This window comes from Aureibaculum algae (genome assembly GCF_006065315.1).
Classification (GTDB): domain Bacteria; phylum Bacteroidota; class Bacteroidia; order Flavobacteriales; family Flavobacteriaceae; genus Aureibaculum; species Aureibaculum algae.
This window is the reverse complement of record NZ_CP040749.1, coordinates 2,901,066-2,919,209: the sequence shown is the minus strand read 5'-3', so window position 1 is coordinate 2,919,209 and position 18,144 is coordinate 2,901,066. Positions and strand designations below refer to the sequence as shown.

Here is an 18,144-nt window from a genome sequence, read left to right as displayed (position 1 = left end):
TTTAACAAAATTTTAACTAAATCTACGTTTTCTAAGAAAAGTGAAAACGAATCCAAAAAGAGCAAGAATTACCAAGGGCAGTATTACATTAATCATCTGCCAGAAAGTTCGTTCTGTATATGCTTTTTCTTTATCTAAAAACTGAAGTTGTATTTTCTTATTACGTAGTTCTAATAAACCCGAATCATCTAATAAATAATTGATGCTATTCATTAAAAATTCAGTATTACCATATCGAACACCATTATATTTATCTACACCTAATTCAATAGGTTGACCTTTTACAACTTCATTGGCAATAATATCACCGTCAGCAATAATTACCATCTTATTGTGATTGCTGACTTCCTTGTAAAGTTTAGATTCAAAAGGTTTTACTCGGCTAGCATATGCTGAAGTAAATTCGCCTTCTAATAAAACACCTAAAGTTTGATAACCATTATTGTAATCTTTTTTCTCTGGAGTTTTTTGAATATCATTCAATGAAATAATTATAGGAGTGCCTACTGATTTTGAAAACTCAGAACTTTGTAAAAGAATTGTTTTTTTGATTGAATTCTTTAAGGTGTCAATAGTATTTGCAAATTTTAAATTAACAGGATCAACACCTTGAGTAATTGGATGATCGTTTTTTGAAGTAATAAATGGGTAGTAATGCCAAATATAATCTTTTAATTGAGCGGTGTTACCTAGGTTGCCATCTTCCAATTTAATGGTGGAGCTGTATGCATCTTTAATGAGATCATAATTAATTCTAACTCCATAACTAAATAATAAATCTGTAAGATTCAAGTCTTTGTTGAATGCTAAGCTTTCACCGGTATTCATTAAACTATCTAACTCTGCTGTAACATTATCTATTAACCACAATGTTTTACCTCCATTTATTATATATTGATCTAAAGTGAATTTCTCCTGTTCTGAGAATTTCTCTTGAGGCTTTGCAATAATTGTTAAATCATATTTGGATAATTGTTCTAGTGTTTTCTCGGGCTGTTTTGCTACCGAATCTAAAGTAAAAGGAGCTAGTTTGTAAAACTGATTCAATTGACTCAAAAAACTCACTAAGTTAATGTCATTCAATTCTCCATTACCTTTTAAAATGGCAATAGTTTGACTTGATTCTGTAGATACTTTATAAATTGCTTCTGAAAAAGCAAACTCTAAATTTTCTATCGAGTTCTGTAATTGTTCTTCTTGATTCTTTACAGAGCCTTCAGAAAGTAAATTAATATTTTCAGTCTTACCTTTATAAGTTATGGTTGCCCAAGGAAAAATTACAGCTTCTGATAATTTACCATCTTCTTGAACTGTTAATCTACTGGGTTGTAATCCTTGTTTTATTAGTTCTTCTGCAGTATCTAAAGGATCAATAAATTTATATTTTATACCATCATTTATACTGTATAATTCTTCTAAATGTTGTTTGGTTTCGCCTTGTAAACGTTTAAACTCAGAAGGAAAATCACCTTCTAAGTACACTTTTATAATGGCATTTTCTTCTAAGTTGTCTACTATATTAATGGTAGTTTCAGATAAGGTATACCGTTTGTCTTGTGTAAGATCTAAACGTTTATAATATTTTTTAGCAAGTACATTTATTGCAATTAATGCAACGATAGCAATGAGTATTTTAGAGATATTATTTTTCATTCTGCATCTAATTTTAAACGGGTTAGAAACAAAAAGAAAGAGGTAACCGATACGAAATAAACAATGTCTTTTGTGTCAATAACACCGCGACTAATACTTTTAAAATGATCAAACATACCGAAATTTCTTAAAGATTCAGAAATGTTTAAATCGGCCAATGCTTCAAATCCATAGAAAATAAAAAATGATATAAGAATGGCAATGATAAAGGCAACGATTTGATTGTTTGAAAAGGTAGATGTAAATAACCCAATGGAAGTGAAAGTGCCTGCAATAAATAACAATCCTATATATGATCCTAAAGTACTACCTATATCCAAATTATTGGGAGGGTTACCTAATTTTAAGATACTAAACACATAAATGAGCGTCGGAATTAAAGCTAAAATTATTAATACTAAAGCACCTAAAAATTTACCCAATACGATTTGCCATTTACTGATTGGTTTTGTTTTTAATATTTCAATGGTCCCCAATCTGAATTCATCTGAAAAAGTTCTCATGGTTATGGCAGGAATTAAAAAAAGGAAAAACCACGGAGCAATAAAAAAGAAACTATTTAAGTCAGCAAACCCCGCATTAAGAATGTTAAAATCGCCATTAAAAACCCATAGATATAGACCGTTTATTATTAAAAACACCGCTATTACCAAGTATCCTATCGGTGAAGCGAAAAATGAATTAAGTTCTTTTTTTAAAATTGATATCATTTCAGTGATCTTTTGATCTTTAATTTTTGTTCGTTTTCTCTGTTCACTTCTATAATTATTCTAGAATGTTATAGAAAAACGTTCATTGTCTTTCAACACTCCACGCTTCTGGTCTATTATTAAATAAAACTTTAGTTTGTGACCAAACATTATTAAATAAATCAGAATTTCTATAATTCTCTAAGTCTTGCTCATTATTCCAATAACTATATGTGAAAAAAATATTGCTCTTATTTTTATCTCTTAGTAATTCTAAATGAGTACATCCCTTAAAATTTTTGATTTGTTCTTTATGGGCGTTAAAAGTACTTAAGAATTCACTAATTTTTTCTTCCTCAAAACTCAGTTTTACTATTCTTATTAACATAATTGAAATTAATGATAATTATATCCTTGATTTATTGTGATTTTTGCTAGAATTGTGAAGACAAAATACGATGGTTTTATTACGATAAAATTAAAATAAATACCAATCCTACAAAAACTTTACAGTAATAGAGTCTCTATAACCTAAGCCCAAAAGGGTAGAGGCACCTCCAACGGATTTTAAATTACTTTTATAAATAGCAATTTCTAAATAATCAGCAGCATTAAAAATGGCCAATTTTTCACCATCATATTGTCTTTTTCCAGGAGGTAATTCAAAGTTTATTAGTTCATTGTATTTCAAAAATACCTTTTTAAATTTGTAATGTCTCGCACTTACCTCAAATGGCCTATTTTTACCTACTTCATTAAATAGTTTTTTGGTAATGTTAGAAATAACATTGCCATAGTTGTCTATATAAATAATGGTTCCAACAATTTTATCGTTCTCTTTGTTTATAAATGGATAAACTTCGTTTAATTGCTTAAACTCACTAATAGGTTTTCCTATAACTTCTAATGTGCCACCTCTTGCAATGTGACAAGCTACTTTTACAAAAGCAGAATAGCTGGTAAGCGTATTGTGTATTGTAATCTCAACCATTTTATCAGGATTAATTTCTGAGGCAATCATCGAAATAATTCCATTATCAGCACAGATAAAATAATGATCATCTAAAAATATGGCAATATGTTTGTTTTCAACACTAAGTTCAGAATCAACATCTATAATATGAATGCTCCCTTTCGGAAAATTCTTATAGGCATTTTTAAGAATATAGGCAGTTTCTGTAATGTTAAAAGGGGTGATTTGATGAGAAATATCAACAACTCTCGCATCACTTAGCTCATTATAAATAGCACCTTTTATAGCACCAATAAAGTGATCTTTCGTTCCAAAATCAGTAGTTAATGTTATCAAAGACATTTGTTGATTACTTATTGAAAAAGAGAGTGATTAATAACCTATTTAATTGTTAAATTTGTATTGCAAAGCTAATCAATATCTAATTGATTACCACATAATTTTTAAGCAGTTTTATTATAATTATAAAAAATATTCATTTGAACGAAAGAATAATTGAATTAACAGAAATTAGTCCAAAAGATTTTTTTGGCACACATAATAGCAATATAGAACAACTTAAAAAATACTTTCCTAAACTTAAGATAATTGCTAGAGGTAATAAAATTAAAATTTTTGGTGAAAAGGAATTGTTAGACGAGTTTGAAAAACGTCTTGAAATGCTTATAAAATATTTTGATAAATATAATAAGCTCGATGAGAATAGTATTGAGCAATTACTTACTTCAAATGGTAACACTCAAAAAAGTTCAGAGAAAGACAATGAAGTATTGGTGCATGGTGTGGGAGGGAAATTAATAAAACCTCAAACTGAAAATCAACGTAAAATGGTCGTTGATATGAAAAAGAATGATATGCTTTTTGCGGTTGGACCTGCAGGTACAGGGAAAACGTATACGGCTGTAGCTTTGGCGGTAAATGCCTTAAAGAATAGGGAGGTTAAACGTATTATTTTAACCCGACCGGCTGTGGAGTCTGGAGAAAACTTAGGTTTTTTACCGGGTGATTTAAAGGAGAAATTAGATCCATATATGCAACCTCTTTATGATGCTTTGCGTGATATGATTCCTTATGAAAAACTAGAAACTTATATTTTAAGCGGTGTAATTCAAATAGCACCCTTAGCTTTTATGAGAGGTAGAACATTAGATAACGCCTTTGTAATATTAGATGAAGCACAAAATACTACCCATGCTCAAATGAAAATGTTCTTAACAAGAATGGGTAAAAATGCCAAATTTATAATTACTGGTGATCCAGGACAAATAGATTTACCGAAAAGGCAAGTATCTGGCTTAAAGGAATCGTTATTAGCCTTAAAAGACATAAAAGGGATAAGTATAATACATCTTGATGATAAAGATGTAATAAGACATCGATTAGTGAAAGAAATAATAACAGCATATAAAGGAATAGAAGTAGAGTAAATCCTATTTTACGCATTAAAGACACTTAAAATGAATACTATAAATCATACAAATTTTAATTTTCCAAATCAAAAAGCGGTTTACCGCGGTAAAGTACGTGAAGTTTATAATATTGATGATAAACTTTTAATAATGGTTGCCACAGATAGACTTTCTGCCTTTGACGTTGTTTTACCTAAGCAAATACCGTTTAAAGGTCAGATATTAAATCAGATTGCTACTAAAATGATGGAAGCAACGGCTGATATTGTACCTAATTGGTTAATCGCTACACCCGATCCTAATGTGGCTATTGGTCATTTATGTACACCATTCAAAGTAGAAATGGTTATTAGAGGTTATATGTCTGGTCATGCTGCAAGAGAGTATAAGGTTGGTAGGAGAATACTTTGTGGTGTAGTGATGCCAGATGGAATGAAGGAAAATGATAAATTTTCAGAACCAATTATAACACCTGCCACTAAGGCTGAAGAAGGAGATCATGATGAAGATATTTCTAGAGAAGATATTATAGCGAAGGGTATTGTGAGCGAAGCGGATTATTTGGTATTGGAAAAATATACAAAAGCACTTTTTGCTAGGGGAACTGAAATTGCTGTAAAACGTGGTTTAATTTTAGTAGATACTAAATATGAATTTGGAAAGACGATGGATGGTAAAATTGTTTTAATAGACGAAATTCATACACCAGATTCTTCGCGTTATTTTTATGCTGATGGTTATCAGGAAAGGCAAGATAGAGGAGAAGATCAAAAACAATTGTCTAAGGAGTTTGTTAGACAGTGGTTAATTGCAAATAAATTTCAAGGTTTGGATGGTCAGGTTGTCCCTGAAATGTCAGATGAGAAGGTATTAGAAATTTCTGAACGTTATATAGAACTTTACGAGAATATTACAGGTGAAAAGTTTCAAAAATCTGATACTTCTGATATTTTGAATAGAATTGAGCAAAATATTAATACTTATTTACAGTATTAAGTAAAATTAAAATGCCCTAATCATTGGTGATTAGGGCATTTAACAAAAAACTCTAAATTTAAAAACACTAATTTTTCAATTTGTCCTTGAATTGTTCAAATTGGTTATTTTCAATTTTTTTAGGCCAACTATTGTTGGTTATATCTATATCTGCAGTTTCTAAGTCTGGATCGACTACAATATTAGTGATTTGTTTTGAACTGGCAAAAATTCTTTTTACTCCATTGTCTTTTTTACTCCATATTTCAGCAGGAAATTGCTTTCTAAACTTGCTACCATCTTCATATGTAAGCTCAACAATCAAAGGTAATACAAGGCCTCCCGGCTTTTCAAAAGTAACCTCGTAAAAATAATTTGGAGCAATATTTAAATTCTTTTTTTCTTCCTTAGAAAGATTTTTTAAGTAACTATTAATTGCGGTTATATCTTTCGCTTTTTTAGCTTTACTTTTATCCTTCAAGTCATTTTCAGCAATAAAGTATACCAATTCATCAGGGTTTAAACCATATCTAGTGGCTTTCGCTGTATCTTCTTCACTTCCTTCATTTGATAAATAATATTTTTTAACTTCTTTAATTCCTACATCATTATAATCAGTAGTATAAAACCATCCTCTCCAAAACCAATCTAAGTCCATGGCTGACGCATCTTCCATTGTTCTAAAGAAATCAGCAGGTGTAGGGTGTTTAAACATCCATCGTTTTGAATAGGTTCTAAAAGCATAGTCAAATAATTCAGGACCCATTATGGTACTTCTCAGCATCCATAAACCGGCAGCCGGTTTGGCATATGCATTTGGACCGAAATTATAAACATGATCTCCTTGACTCATTATTGGAGATAATCGATCTTGATCAATACTCATATACCTAACAAGGTCTTTTGGTAAACTACGTGTTTTGAAGTTTGGGTCATATTTATACTCAGCTAGTATTTCTACAAAAGAATTAATACCTTCATCCATCCATGTCCATTGGCGTTCATCAGAATTAACAATCATCGGGAAAAAGTTATGCCCCACTTCGTGAGTAATAACACCAATCATTCCATCTCTAACTCTGTCTGAATAAGTGCCATCTTCTTTCGGGCGACCATAATTCCAACAAATTTGTGGATACTCCATTCCTTGACGTGCAGCACTTATTGAAATAGCTTTATGATACGGATAATCAAAGGTATATTTAGAATATTCTTTTAATGTATTTGCTACCACTCTGGTTGAATGTTTCTCCCATAAAGGGTTTCCTTCTTTTGGGTAATAAGAATATGCCATAACCGTTTTTCCATTTATATCAACCGCCATAGCATCCCAGATGAATTTACGAGAAGTTGAAATACCAAAATCTCTTACATTTTCCGCATAAAATTTCCAAGTTTTTGTTTTTTTAGCTTTCTTTTTTTCCGCTTTTTCTGCTTCTTTCTGTGTAGCGATAATAACAGGGTTGTCAAATGATTTTTTGGCGTTGTCTAAACGTTTTTGTTGATCTTTAGTAAGTACATCTTTTGGATTCTGAAGTACTCCAGTTGATGCTACAATATGATCTTCAGGTACTGTAATGTTTACAGTATAATTTCCAAATTCTAAGGCAAATTCACTACGTCCCCAAAACTGCATATTTTGCCATCCTTCTACATTGTTATACACTGCTAAACGTGGAAAAAATTGAGCAATAACATATAAATTATTATCATCTTTTTCAAAATGCTCATAACCAGATCTACCTCCATCTATAAAATAATTATTTATTTGATACCACCACTTTATTTTGAATTCAAAAGTTTCACCTGAGGCTAAAGGTTTAGGTAAATTTATACGCATCATTGTACTATTTACCATATAAGACAAATCTTTATTGTTATTGTCTTTTACATAATCTAAATGGAACCCTCCAGGAAATGATGGTTCCAAATTATCTTTGGTGAATTTTTGGGCAGACGCAAAAGTATTACGCATATTCGTTTCTTGAACATCAGGAGTCTTAGAATCAGGAGCTCTCATGTTCTGATCTAATTGAATCCAAAGATATTCTAAAGCATCTTTAGAATTATTGTGATAGGTGATTGCTTCATCCCCATATAGTTTTTGAGTTTCATCATCAATAGTAATATTCATGACATAATCTACCTGCTGCTGTGTATAAGAATGCCCAGGTGCTCCAGAAGCTGTATGCTGGTCATTTGGTGTTGGTAATTCTTCCTTAAGTTGTCTAAATTTACTTATATCTACGTGGCCAGGTTTTCTTTCTTTTTTTTCTGATTCTTGACCAATCACTGTGGTCAAAATAAACAGAACTGATAAAATGGATAATGTAATTTTTTTCATTAAATAAATGGGTTAGTTGTTTTAAAAATATGGAGCAATTTAATTCATTTGATTTTATTGTTGGTTCAATTGTTAAAGTTTAACAATTTTTTATAAAATTAAATTTTTTAAATGGTAGGAAATATTTAAAGTGTAGGTATTTGGCAACTAATAAAAGACTTTAATTGGTAACTTTTTTAACTTGTCCTTGGAATTTTTCAGTATTGTTTAAATCCTTTTTACTTTCAGCTTCCCTTCTTTTTTCTCTATCTGCAATAGATTTAATTATTCGTGATTTTTTTATCGATTGTATTTCTTTCTGTCTAAAAGATGTTTCTAATTTTTTTGCTATGTATTCATCTCTTTTTGTCTTTTGTTCAAGTTTTAGATCAGACATATACAATTGTTGCTGTAGCTTTCTGTTTTTATTTTTTTGAATATAAAGAGCTGCTAGTTCTTGTTCGTTTTGTTCTGATTTATCTAAAATAGCTAATTGATTTGCTATTTTTATTTTTTCTTTAATTTCAATAATCTCATGAGCTAATTGTTCATTCTCTTTAATTTTATCAGAAATAATGGCCGAATTCATAGCTTTTGAATGCTCTTTGGAATCAATACGATCCATAATAGCTTGTTGTTCTTTTGCTTCCTTTTCCGCCATTAATTTATCATTTTGAATAGCTCTTTCGTCTTTTTGTTCTACCTGCTGTATTATTTCTTTTTCTCTTTTATCTAATTTATCTAAAACAGCTTCTCTATTATGATCGCTAATTTTCTTTTTGATTTCAAAAATTTCAAGAGCCAATTGTTCATTCTGATTAATTTTATCATTAATAATCATTGAGTTTCTTGCTTTTGATTGTTCTTTAAAATCAATACGATCAATTATCTCTTGTTTTTCTTCAATTTCCTTTTGAGTAAGTACTATGTTATTTTCAAATTGAATTTGTTTTTTTAAGTCAACTTGCGTTTTTATTAACTGTTCTCTGTCTTCTAGCTTGCTTAAAACTTGGAGTTGGTTTGATTTTTTTTCAAATTCCTTATTTTGGATGTTATCAATTAAAAGCTGCTCATTTTGATTCAATTTACTAGAGATTATTGTAGCGTTTTCAACTGCCATTTGCTCTTTTATTTCTATCTTATTTGAAAAAGCTAATTCTCTTTCTTGTTCATTTCTAGCTAATATTTCTTTATTTTCTAATATTAAAACATTCTTATCTTCTAACTTTGTAATAAGATTATTTACTTTTTCTTTTTGTTTTTCAACCGCTAGTTGCTGTAATGTCAACGTTTTTTTATTTTTTTCAACTATAATGGAATCCGCTCGTAATTCTAATATTGCTAATTCTTCTGCTTTTTCTAATTTTCTTTTATCTTTTCGCTCTCTCCTAGATAAAATTGCATTTTCTTTGGCTAGCTGTCTCTCTTTTTTTAATGCTGTTCTTAATGAATCGGCAGTGTGTAATTTGGCTTTAATCCTTACCTCTTTATCAGATTCAATTTTTGCCAATTTTATTTTTAATTCCGATTTTGAGTCGTAAATAGTATCGTTTTGGCAATAACCAAAATAAATATTGAAAAGTAAGAGTACAGAGTAAAGTTTCTTCATAGATTTTTTATAGCAATTTTTCTTTTTACAAATATAACTAAAGATTGTGCCATTTAAAAATTGAGAATATCCTTTGGAGCATCTTCTGTAAGGAAAAAAGTTTTTTTAACATCATTAACATTTATTTTAATGATATTTTTTTGAGAAGGAAAATATTCCATGAGCATGGTATCAGATATTTCTATGCTATGAATTGATTTAATACTTGAGAGTTCTAAATATATATAAACAATGTCATTTTCATATTCTTTACCCAAATATTGAAAGGGATAAAGTTTAGAATCAATTTTAATTTTAAAATTATCTTTTATATATTTAGAAATAAGACTATTATATTCTTTAGATTCATCTTTTACTCCTAATTCTATAGAAATGTTGTTTGTTTTATTGAGAACTTCTTGAAGATCATCAATAAAAATTCTCATGGTAATTTGAACACTTTCGTTTTGTGGTTTAAAATCTACTTTAATCAGACTGATATAATATTTATGTACAGAAAAAGCTAAAAATGGGAGTAGGAATAATAGAAAAACTTTTGATTTGTTCATAAGACTGATTAATTACTAGGTTGAATAAGGTACAAATCTATTTAAAAATAGCAGTTTTATTAAATTAATTCTTCGTTTTAATTTTTTCGAGATAAATTTTACTTTCCGATATTAGTATATCAATAATTTCAATTTTTTTATCATCTGCATATAATCTTGCTATGCCTTTTGGTGAGCAAGTAGCTATAAATTCCTCTATATGACTTGTTGGTATCTTCAACGTTTCTGTAAAGAAAACATCTCCAAAATCAAGTCTGATATTTTCAGGGGCAGCAATTACTTCATTGGTATAACGTCTATCTAATTTTTTAATATTCCTTTTTGTTGCACCAATTTTTGAGAGCTCCTTTACAATTGGTTTAAATAATAAAGTCGCTATCGCGATAAGATTTGGGTTCATGTTAGGCATTAATTGATCATCACTTGAAGTTCTACTTCTGGAGGATGCGTCCATTTTAACATCGACCATATTTAGGTCTATTTTTGAAAAATCAAGAACTCCATCTTTCACATTTTTTGCAATTTTGATTTCATCGGAATCAACAGTCATATTTGCTGTAAGGTTATGTTTAATTTCGACTTCATCCAATTCATTGGTTTTCTGAAATAAATCTACACTCAGTAATTTATTGCTAATATGATTATTTGTAATTGGGATCTCTAAATAATAAAATTGAATACCAGTAATGACTAAGGTGTCCTTTTCTTTAGTTTCTATAGTAAATTCACCTTTAGAATTGGTTATGCTTCCTTTTTTTGAATTTTTATTAAGTATATGTATATTTTCAAGTTCTGCACCATCACTTTTAATGTTTCCATAAATGGTAATTCTTTCTTGCTGAGCAAAGCCAACACTGCTTAACAAAAATATAATGTAGAAAAAAGTGTTATTCTTCATGTTGCAATTTCTTTAAATACAATTTACTTTGTTTAAAAAAGATATCAATAACTTGTAGGTAACTTTTTTTATGAAATAAATTTATAATGTTTTTTGGTACACAGAATTTTATAAAATCATCAATTTTTTTACTTGGAATTTTTAACGTATAAATGAAAAAATCATCTTTAAAGTGAGTCCTTATTTCTTTATATAAGAGCTTGTTACGTTCTAGTAACTTATCATCTTCAATAAGTTTTTTGAGTTTGCGATGTTTTTTTCTATTACCAGAAATTATATTATAAATATTATCAATACCACCTGCTTGACCTAATAATGTTTTTAAGATAACAACATGTGTTTTTTCTTGACTGTAATACGCTAATTTTCGGTCAATACCTTTAAGAGGTTCTTTGCCGGCATTGGGCAAGTTTAATGCCCTTGCCATATTCTCTCGTTTTCTAAGATAAACTTCTTTTAGTTCGTTTGTTTTGATTATCAATTCAACTTGAATAGAGTTGTTGTTTATGTTTTTTTTTGAAATTACAACTTCTTTACTAATAAACTGAATTCCCCTAAAGAATAAAGTGTCCATAGGTTTTGCTAAAATTGAAAACAGACCTTCTGAATTTGTAATGGTACCTTTTTGGGATGTTTTATTTATGACATGTAGATTTTTTAAATCTTTTTCATCACTTATAATACTACCATAAAGAAGTGTACGGTCTTCCTGAGAAGTAACACTTATGGAATAGAGTAGAAATAGAAATAGGTAGGTTGATTTTTCCATTTCTACAAATTAAATCTATGAATTGCCAAATAAATATTAAATCAATTGTAAATTTTTGTTAAAGATTCCTATTTTTGGTCAATAATGGAGCGTTTAATTAATAAATCATGTTACCAATATTTAAGATAGCGGAAATTTTATTTTATGAAAAAATTAATCTTAGCAAGTACATCAACAATTTATGGGAGTGGGTATCTTGAATATCTATTACCAACATTGAAATCCTTTTTTAAAGGTCATAAAAACCTTTTATTCGTTCCTTATGCAAGACCCAGTGGCATTAGCTATGAGGCATATACTAAAATAGTTTCAGAAGCTTTTAAAAAGATTGATATTAATGTTGTTGGTATACATACTTTTAATGACAAACAAAAAGCAATTGAAAAGGCAGATGGAATTTTTGTAGGTGGTGGCAATACTTTTGTATTGGTTAATGAATTATATAACCAAGATCTGATTGAGGTTTTAAAAAACACTATTGATAATGGAACGCCCTATTTAGGTACAAGTGCAGGGAGCAATATTGCAAGTTTAACGATGCAGATGACTAATGATATGCCAATAGTATATCCACCAAGTTATAAAACTTTAGGATGTATTCCTTTAAATATTAATGCCCATTACTTAGATCCAGATCCAACTTCAAAGCACAAAGGAGAAACTAGAGAAACAAGGATAAAAGAATTTCATACCTATAATAAAATTCCTGTTATTGGCTTAAGAGAGGGGAGTTGGTTACAAGTTGATGGAAATGAAGTTGTATTAAAGGGAGGTTTAACTGCGAGATGGTTTGTGAAAGATAAAGAACCAATTGAGATTGAAACTAATCATCCAATTGTTATTTAATTGTCAATGTTGTTTAATGCTTCTTGACTTTCTAGATATAATAATATTTCTATCGCGAAATCTCCCTTTTTAACGTCGTGCGAAAAATTATTATAAATTGACGCAATGGTATCTACAGAAATAGATTTATCCCTTAATAATGTTTTTAATGCAAAAGCAGCGATATAAGAATCTGAATTGTCTTTTGCGTAATTTAATACAAAAGATATATTCTCTTGATGGATTGCTTCCATTTTTTTATTGATTTCATTTAAACTTTTAAAATCATTTTCGGTTCTCGCTTTTTGGAAAAGTGGGAATAGATAATTGGTTCTTGAAATTATTTCATTTGATTTTTTTACAAAATCTAAATAGTCATCATTCAATTCAGAACCTTTAATAATAGAGTTACTTAACCTATTTTTATCTACATCTATAAAAACACTATCATTTTGAATAAATAGGCCAATTGAACCTTTTATATTATCTATATAAATACCAAAAACTTCAGGTTTAGTTATTTCACCGTTAAATTGAAAGGCGTTATTTATAATGTAAACGGTGTCAATTGGAATAATTTTATTTGATTCTTGAATTTTTAAAAATACTTTTGTACTGTCAGAAATAGTATCAAACTTGCCAAAAATGTAAAAACTATTTTCTTCATTATTAATATAGTTTTTATCACAAGAAAAAAGTGAACATGTAAGAATGATAATTAATATCAAATATTTCATGAATAACTGTTAAGTAATTTATTATTTTGCACAAAAATACTACTCTTAATTTAAGTGCTCTAAATTCAATCAAACTTATCAACAAAAAAGAACCTTTTTAAACAATATGGACTATTTCAAACACAACTTCAGAATTCCTTTAGAATTCAAAACTACGTTCGCGGCAGTTCAATTTTAAAGGGATTAAGAAGTTTTTTAAACTGAATACAATTTTATTAATAATGTTGCGTTAAGTAATTTCTGCTAAGAAAAGAATTAAGAAAATATTTATTCTATATCCTCCCTGTGATTTGAATTTTAATTCAATGAATTAGAAAAATTATGTCTTATTGAAAAAGAGATATTGCTGATAATTATTTAAAAATAATTAATCTGTAACAAAAAACTATGACGAAAAAATTACTTTTATATATTAGTATTGTATTCCTTACTAATATTTTATTCGCTAATACACCACCCACAATTTTTAATTTTAGAATAGACTCATCTGAACCTGACAAGGTATATTTTGATAGTGACAAACCTATTTCAGGTAGTAATACTGTTGGTTTTACAATCAGTAATAAATCAATTACTGGAATTACAATTAGTGAAGGACAATTGTCGAATCATTATATAACCGTTTCCAATAAATTTACCTTTTGGGATAATAATACAATTAGATACGAAGGAGGTAGTGATATATCAGATAGTAGTAATAATGGTCTTATTGAATTTACCTTATCATATATTAAGAATAATATCCCTGAACCAGAAGCAAATGACGATAGGTATGTTACTACTTTTGCCTCTGGAGGTGGAGACGGAAAGTCTGAAAGTTCTTCTTGGACCTTGGAGGAAGCGTTTGACAAAGCAAATGCTGGAATTACGGTATGGATAAAAGCAGGAAATTATGGCAATCAAAATTTGTCACTCTACAATGATGGAACAGCAGTTAGTCCTTTAAAATTTATCGGATATAAAAACTCACCTGGAGATATTACTAAAAATTATTACGATTATGGTAAAACTTGGAGCACAAGTGAAATGCCAACATTAACGGGGCAGTCGGCTTCAAATGGACATGCCATTCAATTAAGGGGGGCTAATTTTGTTGTGTTTAGGAACATGCAAATTAAAAATTATCAATTTGGCATTAGAGGAAATAATTCAAAAAATAGCAATTTAGTTTTCCAAAGAATAAATGGCCATACATTTGGAAAAGATTTAAAAACAGGAAATGATATAAATGCATCTTTTATTGCATTTACAACATATTCTTCGGGTTCAGGAGAAAGACCATGGACATCGAATAATAATATGAAAGTTTTAGATTGTAGAAATGTAAATTCTTCAATGGCTGGTTTTACAATGTTTGGTGATGGAAATAACCTAATTGATGGAACTAAGTCCTATAATGATAGAACAGGGCAATATGCAAGAGCAGATTATCATATAAGTGTAAATGGGCATAATAATATTGTCAGAAATTGTTATGCTGAAAATTTCAACAATACTGAATCGAACGGAAGTACACACGGAATTGGAGTTAGAGGTTCTTCAAATTTAAATAACACTTATAATTTAATTGAAAAAAGTAAGGCATTTAATTTACAAGAAGCTTTCTATATTAGGAATTATGGGTGTGAGTACAATGTCATAAAAGATGTGTATGTAGGTAATAACGGAGCTTCAAGTTATGAAGATCGCGGGGGAGTTTGGATTTGGGGAGGCTCAAATTTTAATATAATTGAAAGAGCCATAGTAGAAAATGTAGATTTTGGGATTGGTTTTTTTGACAATGCAGAAGAGGGTAATATAAAGGACAATACAATTGGGCATGATAATATTATTAGAAATAGTGTTTTTAAAAATACAAAATACTCCATTTATGTACAAAGTCAAAACCCAAGTAACACAATTTCTTTGCTAAAAAATAACATGATACTAAATTGTACTTTTGATAATAGTAAGTATTTCTTTAGGAATATATATTCCAATGTACAAAATTTAGAAATTATTAATTGTAATATTTCGAATATATCAGGAGCGGTTGCTACTTATGGTAATAACTCGACGTTATCTGGTTTGATTTTTGAAAACTCAAACTTCTGGAATAGTTGGGGGGTTCCCCAAGGTAGTGGTAATACCAAGCTTGACCCTAAGTATTTGGGTGAAAATGACTTGCGTTTAAGCCCAGAATCTCCCGAAGAAATTAGGGAGGGTGGATTAATAGTACCAGAAGTCAAATTTGATATCGAAAAGAAAGTTCGTAAAGGTGCTTACTCCATAGGGGCGTACCAATATGGCAATAATACTACAGGTTATATTGAAGTAAATGCAGGTGTTGATATTGAGATATGTGAAGGTAATTCAACAATTTTAACAGCAATAGGAGAAGGAACGGTATTGTGGAGTACAGGAGAGACCTCTAATAGCATTTCAGTGAGTCCTGAAGAGACAACATTATATACCGTTACCTTAACTAATGGAGATAATGTAGGAACAGATGATGTTATAGTAACGGTTAATGGAGCTGCCTCTGTAAGCTTAGAAGACGATAAAACAATATGTGAAGGTACAGATGTGACCTTAACGGCTATTGGTGAAGGTGATTTTTTATGGAGTACAGGTGAAACAACCGAGAGTATTACTGTAAGTCCTTCAGAGACCACAACCTATACGGTTACAGCATCTACTGCTTGTGATTCTATTGCGACAGATTCTATAGTGATAAATGTAAATGAGAAATTAAACCTAAATGCGGGTGAAGATATTGGTATTTGTGCGAGTAGCGAGGTGACATTAACTGCTCAAGGAAATGGTAGTTTATTATGGAGCACGGGAGAAACGACTCAAAGTATTAAGGTTTCACCATCGGAAACAACAACATATTCTGTTACGGCAACTTTAGGTGATTGTTCTGTTACTGATGAAGTGATTGTTTCAATTGTTGAAAATCCAGAAATATCACTTGGCGATGATAAAACGATATGCGAGGGAGATGAGGTTATATTATATGCCCAAGGAAGTGGAGTTGTTTTATGGAATACAGGTGAAACCACACAAAGTATTTCGGTAAGTCCACTAGTAACAACAGAATATTCAGTAGTATCAACAATTAATTGTGGTGATACTTCTGTTTCCGTATCTGACACTTTAGTGGTTAAGGTGAATGAAATCGTAAACTTAACCACGACAGAAGATATGCAAATTTGTAATGGCTCTAATATTGTTTTAACAGCAGAAAGTAATTCTGATGTTTTATGGAGTACAGGAGAAACTACTAGTAGTATAAATGTAAGTCCTTCAGAAACTCAAACCTATTCTGTAACTGCGGGTAATGGACTTTGTAGTAAAACAGAAGAAATTACAATAACAGTAACGGAATCGGCAAGTGTTTCTTTGGGCGAAGATATTACAATATGTTACGATGAGGAGGTAAGTTTAACCGCACATGGAAATGGCGATTTTCTATGGAGTACAGGAGAAACTTCAGCAACTATAAAAGTTAATCCTTTAGAAACAACAACCTATTCTGTTAGTGCGACCTCAGCTTGTGGGGATACAGTAATGGATGAAATAGTAGTTAACGTTAACAAAGAATTAATTGTAGATGCTGGTGAAAATAAATCAATTTGTGTTGGAGAAACAGTAACACTAACGGCAAATGGAAATGGAAATTATTTATGGAGTACGGGAGAAACGACAAAAAGTATAACGGTTAGTCCTACTAAACCTGATACTTATTGGGTAAGTAATTCAGAAGGAGATTGCTCTGTATCAGATGAAGTTTTTGTGGATGTACAGAAAGCTGCTTCGGTTAGTTTGGTTGAAGATTTTACTATTTGTAGTGGTGAAGTAGTAACTTTAATAGCTACAGGCCACGGAGATTATCTTTGGAGTACTGGAGCTACAACCTCAAGTATCTCTGTACAACCGATGGAAACAACGACGTATTCTATAAGTGCTAGCAGTAATGCTTGTACTGCGCATGCTGTAGATGAAATAACAATTTATGTAAATGAAAGTGTTATGGCTGATGCAGGTAATGATGTTAGTATTGAACCAGGTGATAGCTATACATTAACGGCAAGTGGAGGTAATTCCTATTTATGGAGTACTGGTGAAACTACAGCAAGTATTTTAGTACAACCTGAGGCTACAACAGTTTATTCAGTCGAAGTTGGTAATGGTACAAGTTGTAGTGGGACTGACGATGTAACTGTTACGGTTCAAAATATACCCTTAACCATTAATGAAGGAGAAGATATTATAATTTGTAAAGGAGATGAATTAATCTTAAATGCAAGAGGTAGTAGTAATTATTTATGGAATACTGGAGATGTAGGAACGGCAATTACTGTCAATCCTAATACGACAACAACGTATACGGTTTCAGCTCAAAAAAACGGAAATTTAGAGACTGTTGATGTTGTTGTTACTGTTGAGGATTGTTCATCCAAAAGATCTGTAGACTATAGTATTTATCCGAATCCAACAGATGGATTGGTTAATATTAATATTCCATCGCAAAAAGAAGGTGTGGAATTAATTGTTTCTGCAATTAATGGTAAAATCGTATTTAGAAGTGAAGTGAAATCAGATAAAAATGGAATTTTCACTCAAATTAATTTATCTCATTTATCTAACGGGATATATTTAATAAAAATGATTAGTGATAGTTTTAATCAAACGAAAAAAATTATCCTTTTATAAATTATCATTAAGTTAAGCTAAAATAGAACGAACTTATT

14 protein-coding genes are annotated in these 18,144 nt (G+C 30.1%); 4 read left to right on the top strand and 10 right to left on the bottom strand.

The window, feature by feature from the left end; genetic code table 11:
* Positions 1–12: 12 nt before the first annotated feature.
* The 4 genes from gldG to FF125_RS12180 form a co-directional block, all read right to left on the bottom strand.
* Positions 13–1,653 (bottom strand): gliding motility-associated ABC transporter substrate-binding protein GldG, encoded by a 1,641-nt coding sequence (gene gldG / locus FF125_RS12195; RefSeq protein WP_138950026.1) that lies wholly within the window; start codon positions 1,651–1,653, stop codon positions 13–15.
* A complete protein-coding gene (gldF, locus tag FF125_RS12190) occupies positions 1,650–2,363 on the bottom strand; it encodes a gliding motility-associated ABC transporter permease subunit GldF (RefSeq protein WP_138950025.1) in 714 nt (237 codons plus the stop codon). The genes gldG and gldF overlap by 4 nt, the downstream gene beginning before the upstream one ends.
* Before the next feature lie 82 nt (positions 2,364–2,445).
* A complete protein-coding gene (locus tag FF125_RS12185) occupies positions 2,446–2,730 on the bottom strand; it encodes a putative quinol monooxygenase (RefSeq protein WP_138950024.1) in 285 nt (94 codons plus the stop codon).
* Between the two features lie 108 nt (positions 2,731–2,838).
* Positions 2,839–3,657: an SAM hydrolase/SAM-dependent halogenase family protein gene (locus FF125_RS12180; RefSeq protein WP_138950023.1), complete on the bottom strand. Its 819-nt coding sequence runs from the start codon at positions 3,655–3,657 to the stop codon at positions 2,839–2,841.
* A 137-nt stretch (positions 3,658–3,794) separates the two neighbouring features.
* On the opposite strand from FF125_RS12180, the gene FF125_RS12175 reads away from it, so the two are divergent.
* Together FF125_RS12175 and FF125_RS12170 are read left to right on the top strand one after the other, a co-directional pair.
* Positions 3,795–4,742, top strand: coding sequence for a PhoH family protein (locus FF125_RS12175; RefSeq protein WP_138950022.1), 948 nt, complete (start codon positions 3,795–3,797; stop codon positions 4,740–4,742).
* A 30-nt stretch (positions 4,743–4,772) separates the two neighbouring features.
* Positions 4,773–5,720, top strand: coding sequence for a phosphoribosylaminoimidazolesuccinocarboxamide synthase (locus tag FF125_RS12170; protein WP_138950021.1), 948 nt, complete (start codon positions 4,773–4,775; stop codon positions 5,718–5,720).
* Between the two features lie 67 nt (positions 5,721–5,787).
* Here FF125_RS12170 and FF125_RS12165 read toward each other — a convergent pair whose 3' ends face one another.
* From FF125_RS12165 to FF125_RS12145, 5 genes are all read right to left on the bottom strand, one after another.
* Positions 5,788–8,043 (bottom strand): M1 family metallopeptidase, encoded by a 2,256-nt coding sequence (locus FF125_RS12165; protein ID WP_138950020.1) that lies wholly within the window; start codon positions 8,041–8,043, stop codon positions 5,788–5,790.
* A gap of 160 nt (positions 8,044–8,203) precedes the next feature.
* Positions 8,204–9,631: a coiled-coil domain-containing protein gene (locus FF125_RS12160; protein WP_138950019.1), complete on the bottom strand. Its 1,428-nt coding sequence runs from the start codon at positions 9,629–9,631 to the stop codon at positions 8,204–8,206.
* Positions 9,632–9,684: 53 nt separating this feature from the next.
* Complete coding sequence (locus tag FF125_RS12155; protein ID WP_138950018.1) at positions 9,685–10,179, bottom strand: DUF6702 family protein; 495 nt, start codon at positions 10,177–10,179, stop codon at positions 9,685–9,687.
* Positions 10,180–10,243: 64 nt separating this feature from the next.
* Positions 10,244–11,077: a carboxypeptidase-like regulatory domain-containing protein gene (locus FF125_RS12150; protein WP_138950017.1), complete on the bottom strand. Its 834-nt coding sequence runs from the start codon at positions 11,075–11,077 to the stop codon at positions 10,244–10,246.
* Positions 11,067–11,846: a hypothetical protein gene (locus tag FF125_RS12145; RefSeq protein WP_138950016.1), complete on the bottom strand. Its 780-nt coding sequence runs from the start codon at positions 11,844–11,846 to the stop codon at positions 11,067–11,069. The genes FF125_RS12150 and FF125_RS12145 overlap by 11 nt, the downstream gene beginning before the upstream one ends.
* A 144-nt stretch (positions 11,847–11,990) precedes the next feature.
* Between FF125_RS12145 and pepE the strand changes: the two genes are divergently transcribed.
* Positions 11,991–12,692: a dipeptidase PepE gene (gene pepE, locus FF125_RS12140; protein ID WP_138950015.1), complete on the top strand. Its 702-nt coding sequence runs from the start codon at positions 11,991–11,993 to the stop codon at positions 12,690–12,692.
* On the opposite strand, the gene FF125_RS12135 is transcribed toward pepE, so the two are convergent.
* Positions 12,689–13,408 carry a DUF4369 domain-containing protein gene (locus FF125_RS12135; protein ID WP_138950014.1) on the bottom strand — a complete coding sequence of 240 codons (720 nt, stop codon included), beginning with the start codon at positions 13,406–13,408 and terminating at the stop codon, positions 12,689–12,691. The two genes, pepE and FF125_RS12135, sit on opposite strands and share 4 nt — an antisense overlap.
* 387 nt (positions 13,409–13,795) lie before the next feature.
* On the opposite strand from FF125_RS12135, the gene FF125_RS12130 reads away from it, so the two are divergent.
* Positions 13,796–18,106 carry a T9SS type A sorting domain-containing protein gene (locus FF125_RS12130; protein WP_138950013.1) on the top strand — a complete coding sequence of 1,437 codons (4,311 nt, stop codon included), beginning with the start codon at positions 13,796–13,798 and terminating at the stop codon, positions 18,104–18,106.
* The last annotated feature ends 38 nt before the right edge of the window (positions 18,107–18,144 follow it).

Excerpts from the sequence above, each read along its gene's own strand:
- FF125_RS12170 (WP_138950021.1), top strand. The coding sequence starts at position 4,773 with ATGAATACTATAAATCATACAAATTTTAATTTTCCAAATCAAAAAGCG.
- pepE (WP_138950015.1), top strand. The coding sequence starts at position 11,991 with ATGAAAAAATTAATCTTAGCAAGTACATCAACAATTTATGGGAGTGGG.
- FF125_RS12150 (WP_138950017.1), bottom strand. The coding sequence starts at position 11,077 with ATGAAGAATAACACTTTTTTCTACATTATATTTTTGTTAAGCAGTGTT.
- FF125_RS12130 (WP_138950013.1), top strand. The coding sequence starts at position 13,796 with ATGACGAAAAAATTACTTTTATATATTAGTATTGTATTCCTTACTAAT.
- FF125_RS12165 (WP_138950020.1), bottom strand. The coding sequence starts at position 8,043 with ATGAAAAAAATTACATTATCCATTTTATCAGTTCTGTTTATTTTGACC.
- FF125_RS12160 (WP_138950019.1), bottom strand. The coding sequence starts at position 9,631 with ATGAAGAAACTTTACTCTGTACTCTTACTTTTCAATATTTATTTTGGT.
- gldG (WP_138950026.1), bottom strand. The coding sequence starts at position 1,653 with ATGAAAAATAATATCTCTAAAATACTCATTGCTATCGTTGCATTAATT.
- FF125_RS12145 (WP_138950016.1), bottom strand. The coding sequence starts at position 11,846 with ATGGAAAAATCAACCTACCTATTTCTATTTCTACTCTATTCCATAAGT.
- FF125_RS12135 (WP_138950014.1), bottom strand. The coding sequence starts at position 13,408 with ATGAAATATTTGATATTAATTATCATTCTTACATGTTCACTTTTTTCT.
- FF125_RS12155 (WP_138950018.1), bottom strand. The coding sequence starts at position 10,179 with ATGAACAAATCAAAAGTTTTTCTATTATTCCTACTCCCATTTTTAGCT.
- FF125_RS12185 (WP_138950024.1), bottom strand. The coding sequence starts at position 2,730 with ATGTTAATAAGAATAGTAAAACTGAGTTTTGAGGAAGAAAAAATTAGT.
- FF125_RS12180 (WP_138950023.1), bottom strand. The coding sequence starts at position 3,657 with ATGTCTTTGATAACATTAACTACTGATTTTGGAACGAAAGATCACTTT.
- gldF (WP_138950025.1), bottom strand. The coding sequence starts at position 2,363 with ATGATATCAATTTTAAAAAAAGAACTTAATTCATTTTTCGCTTCACCG.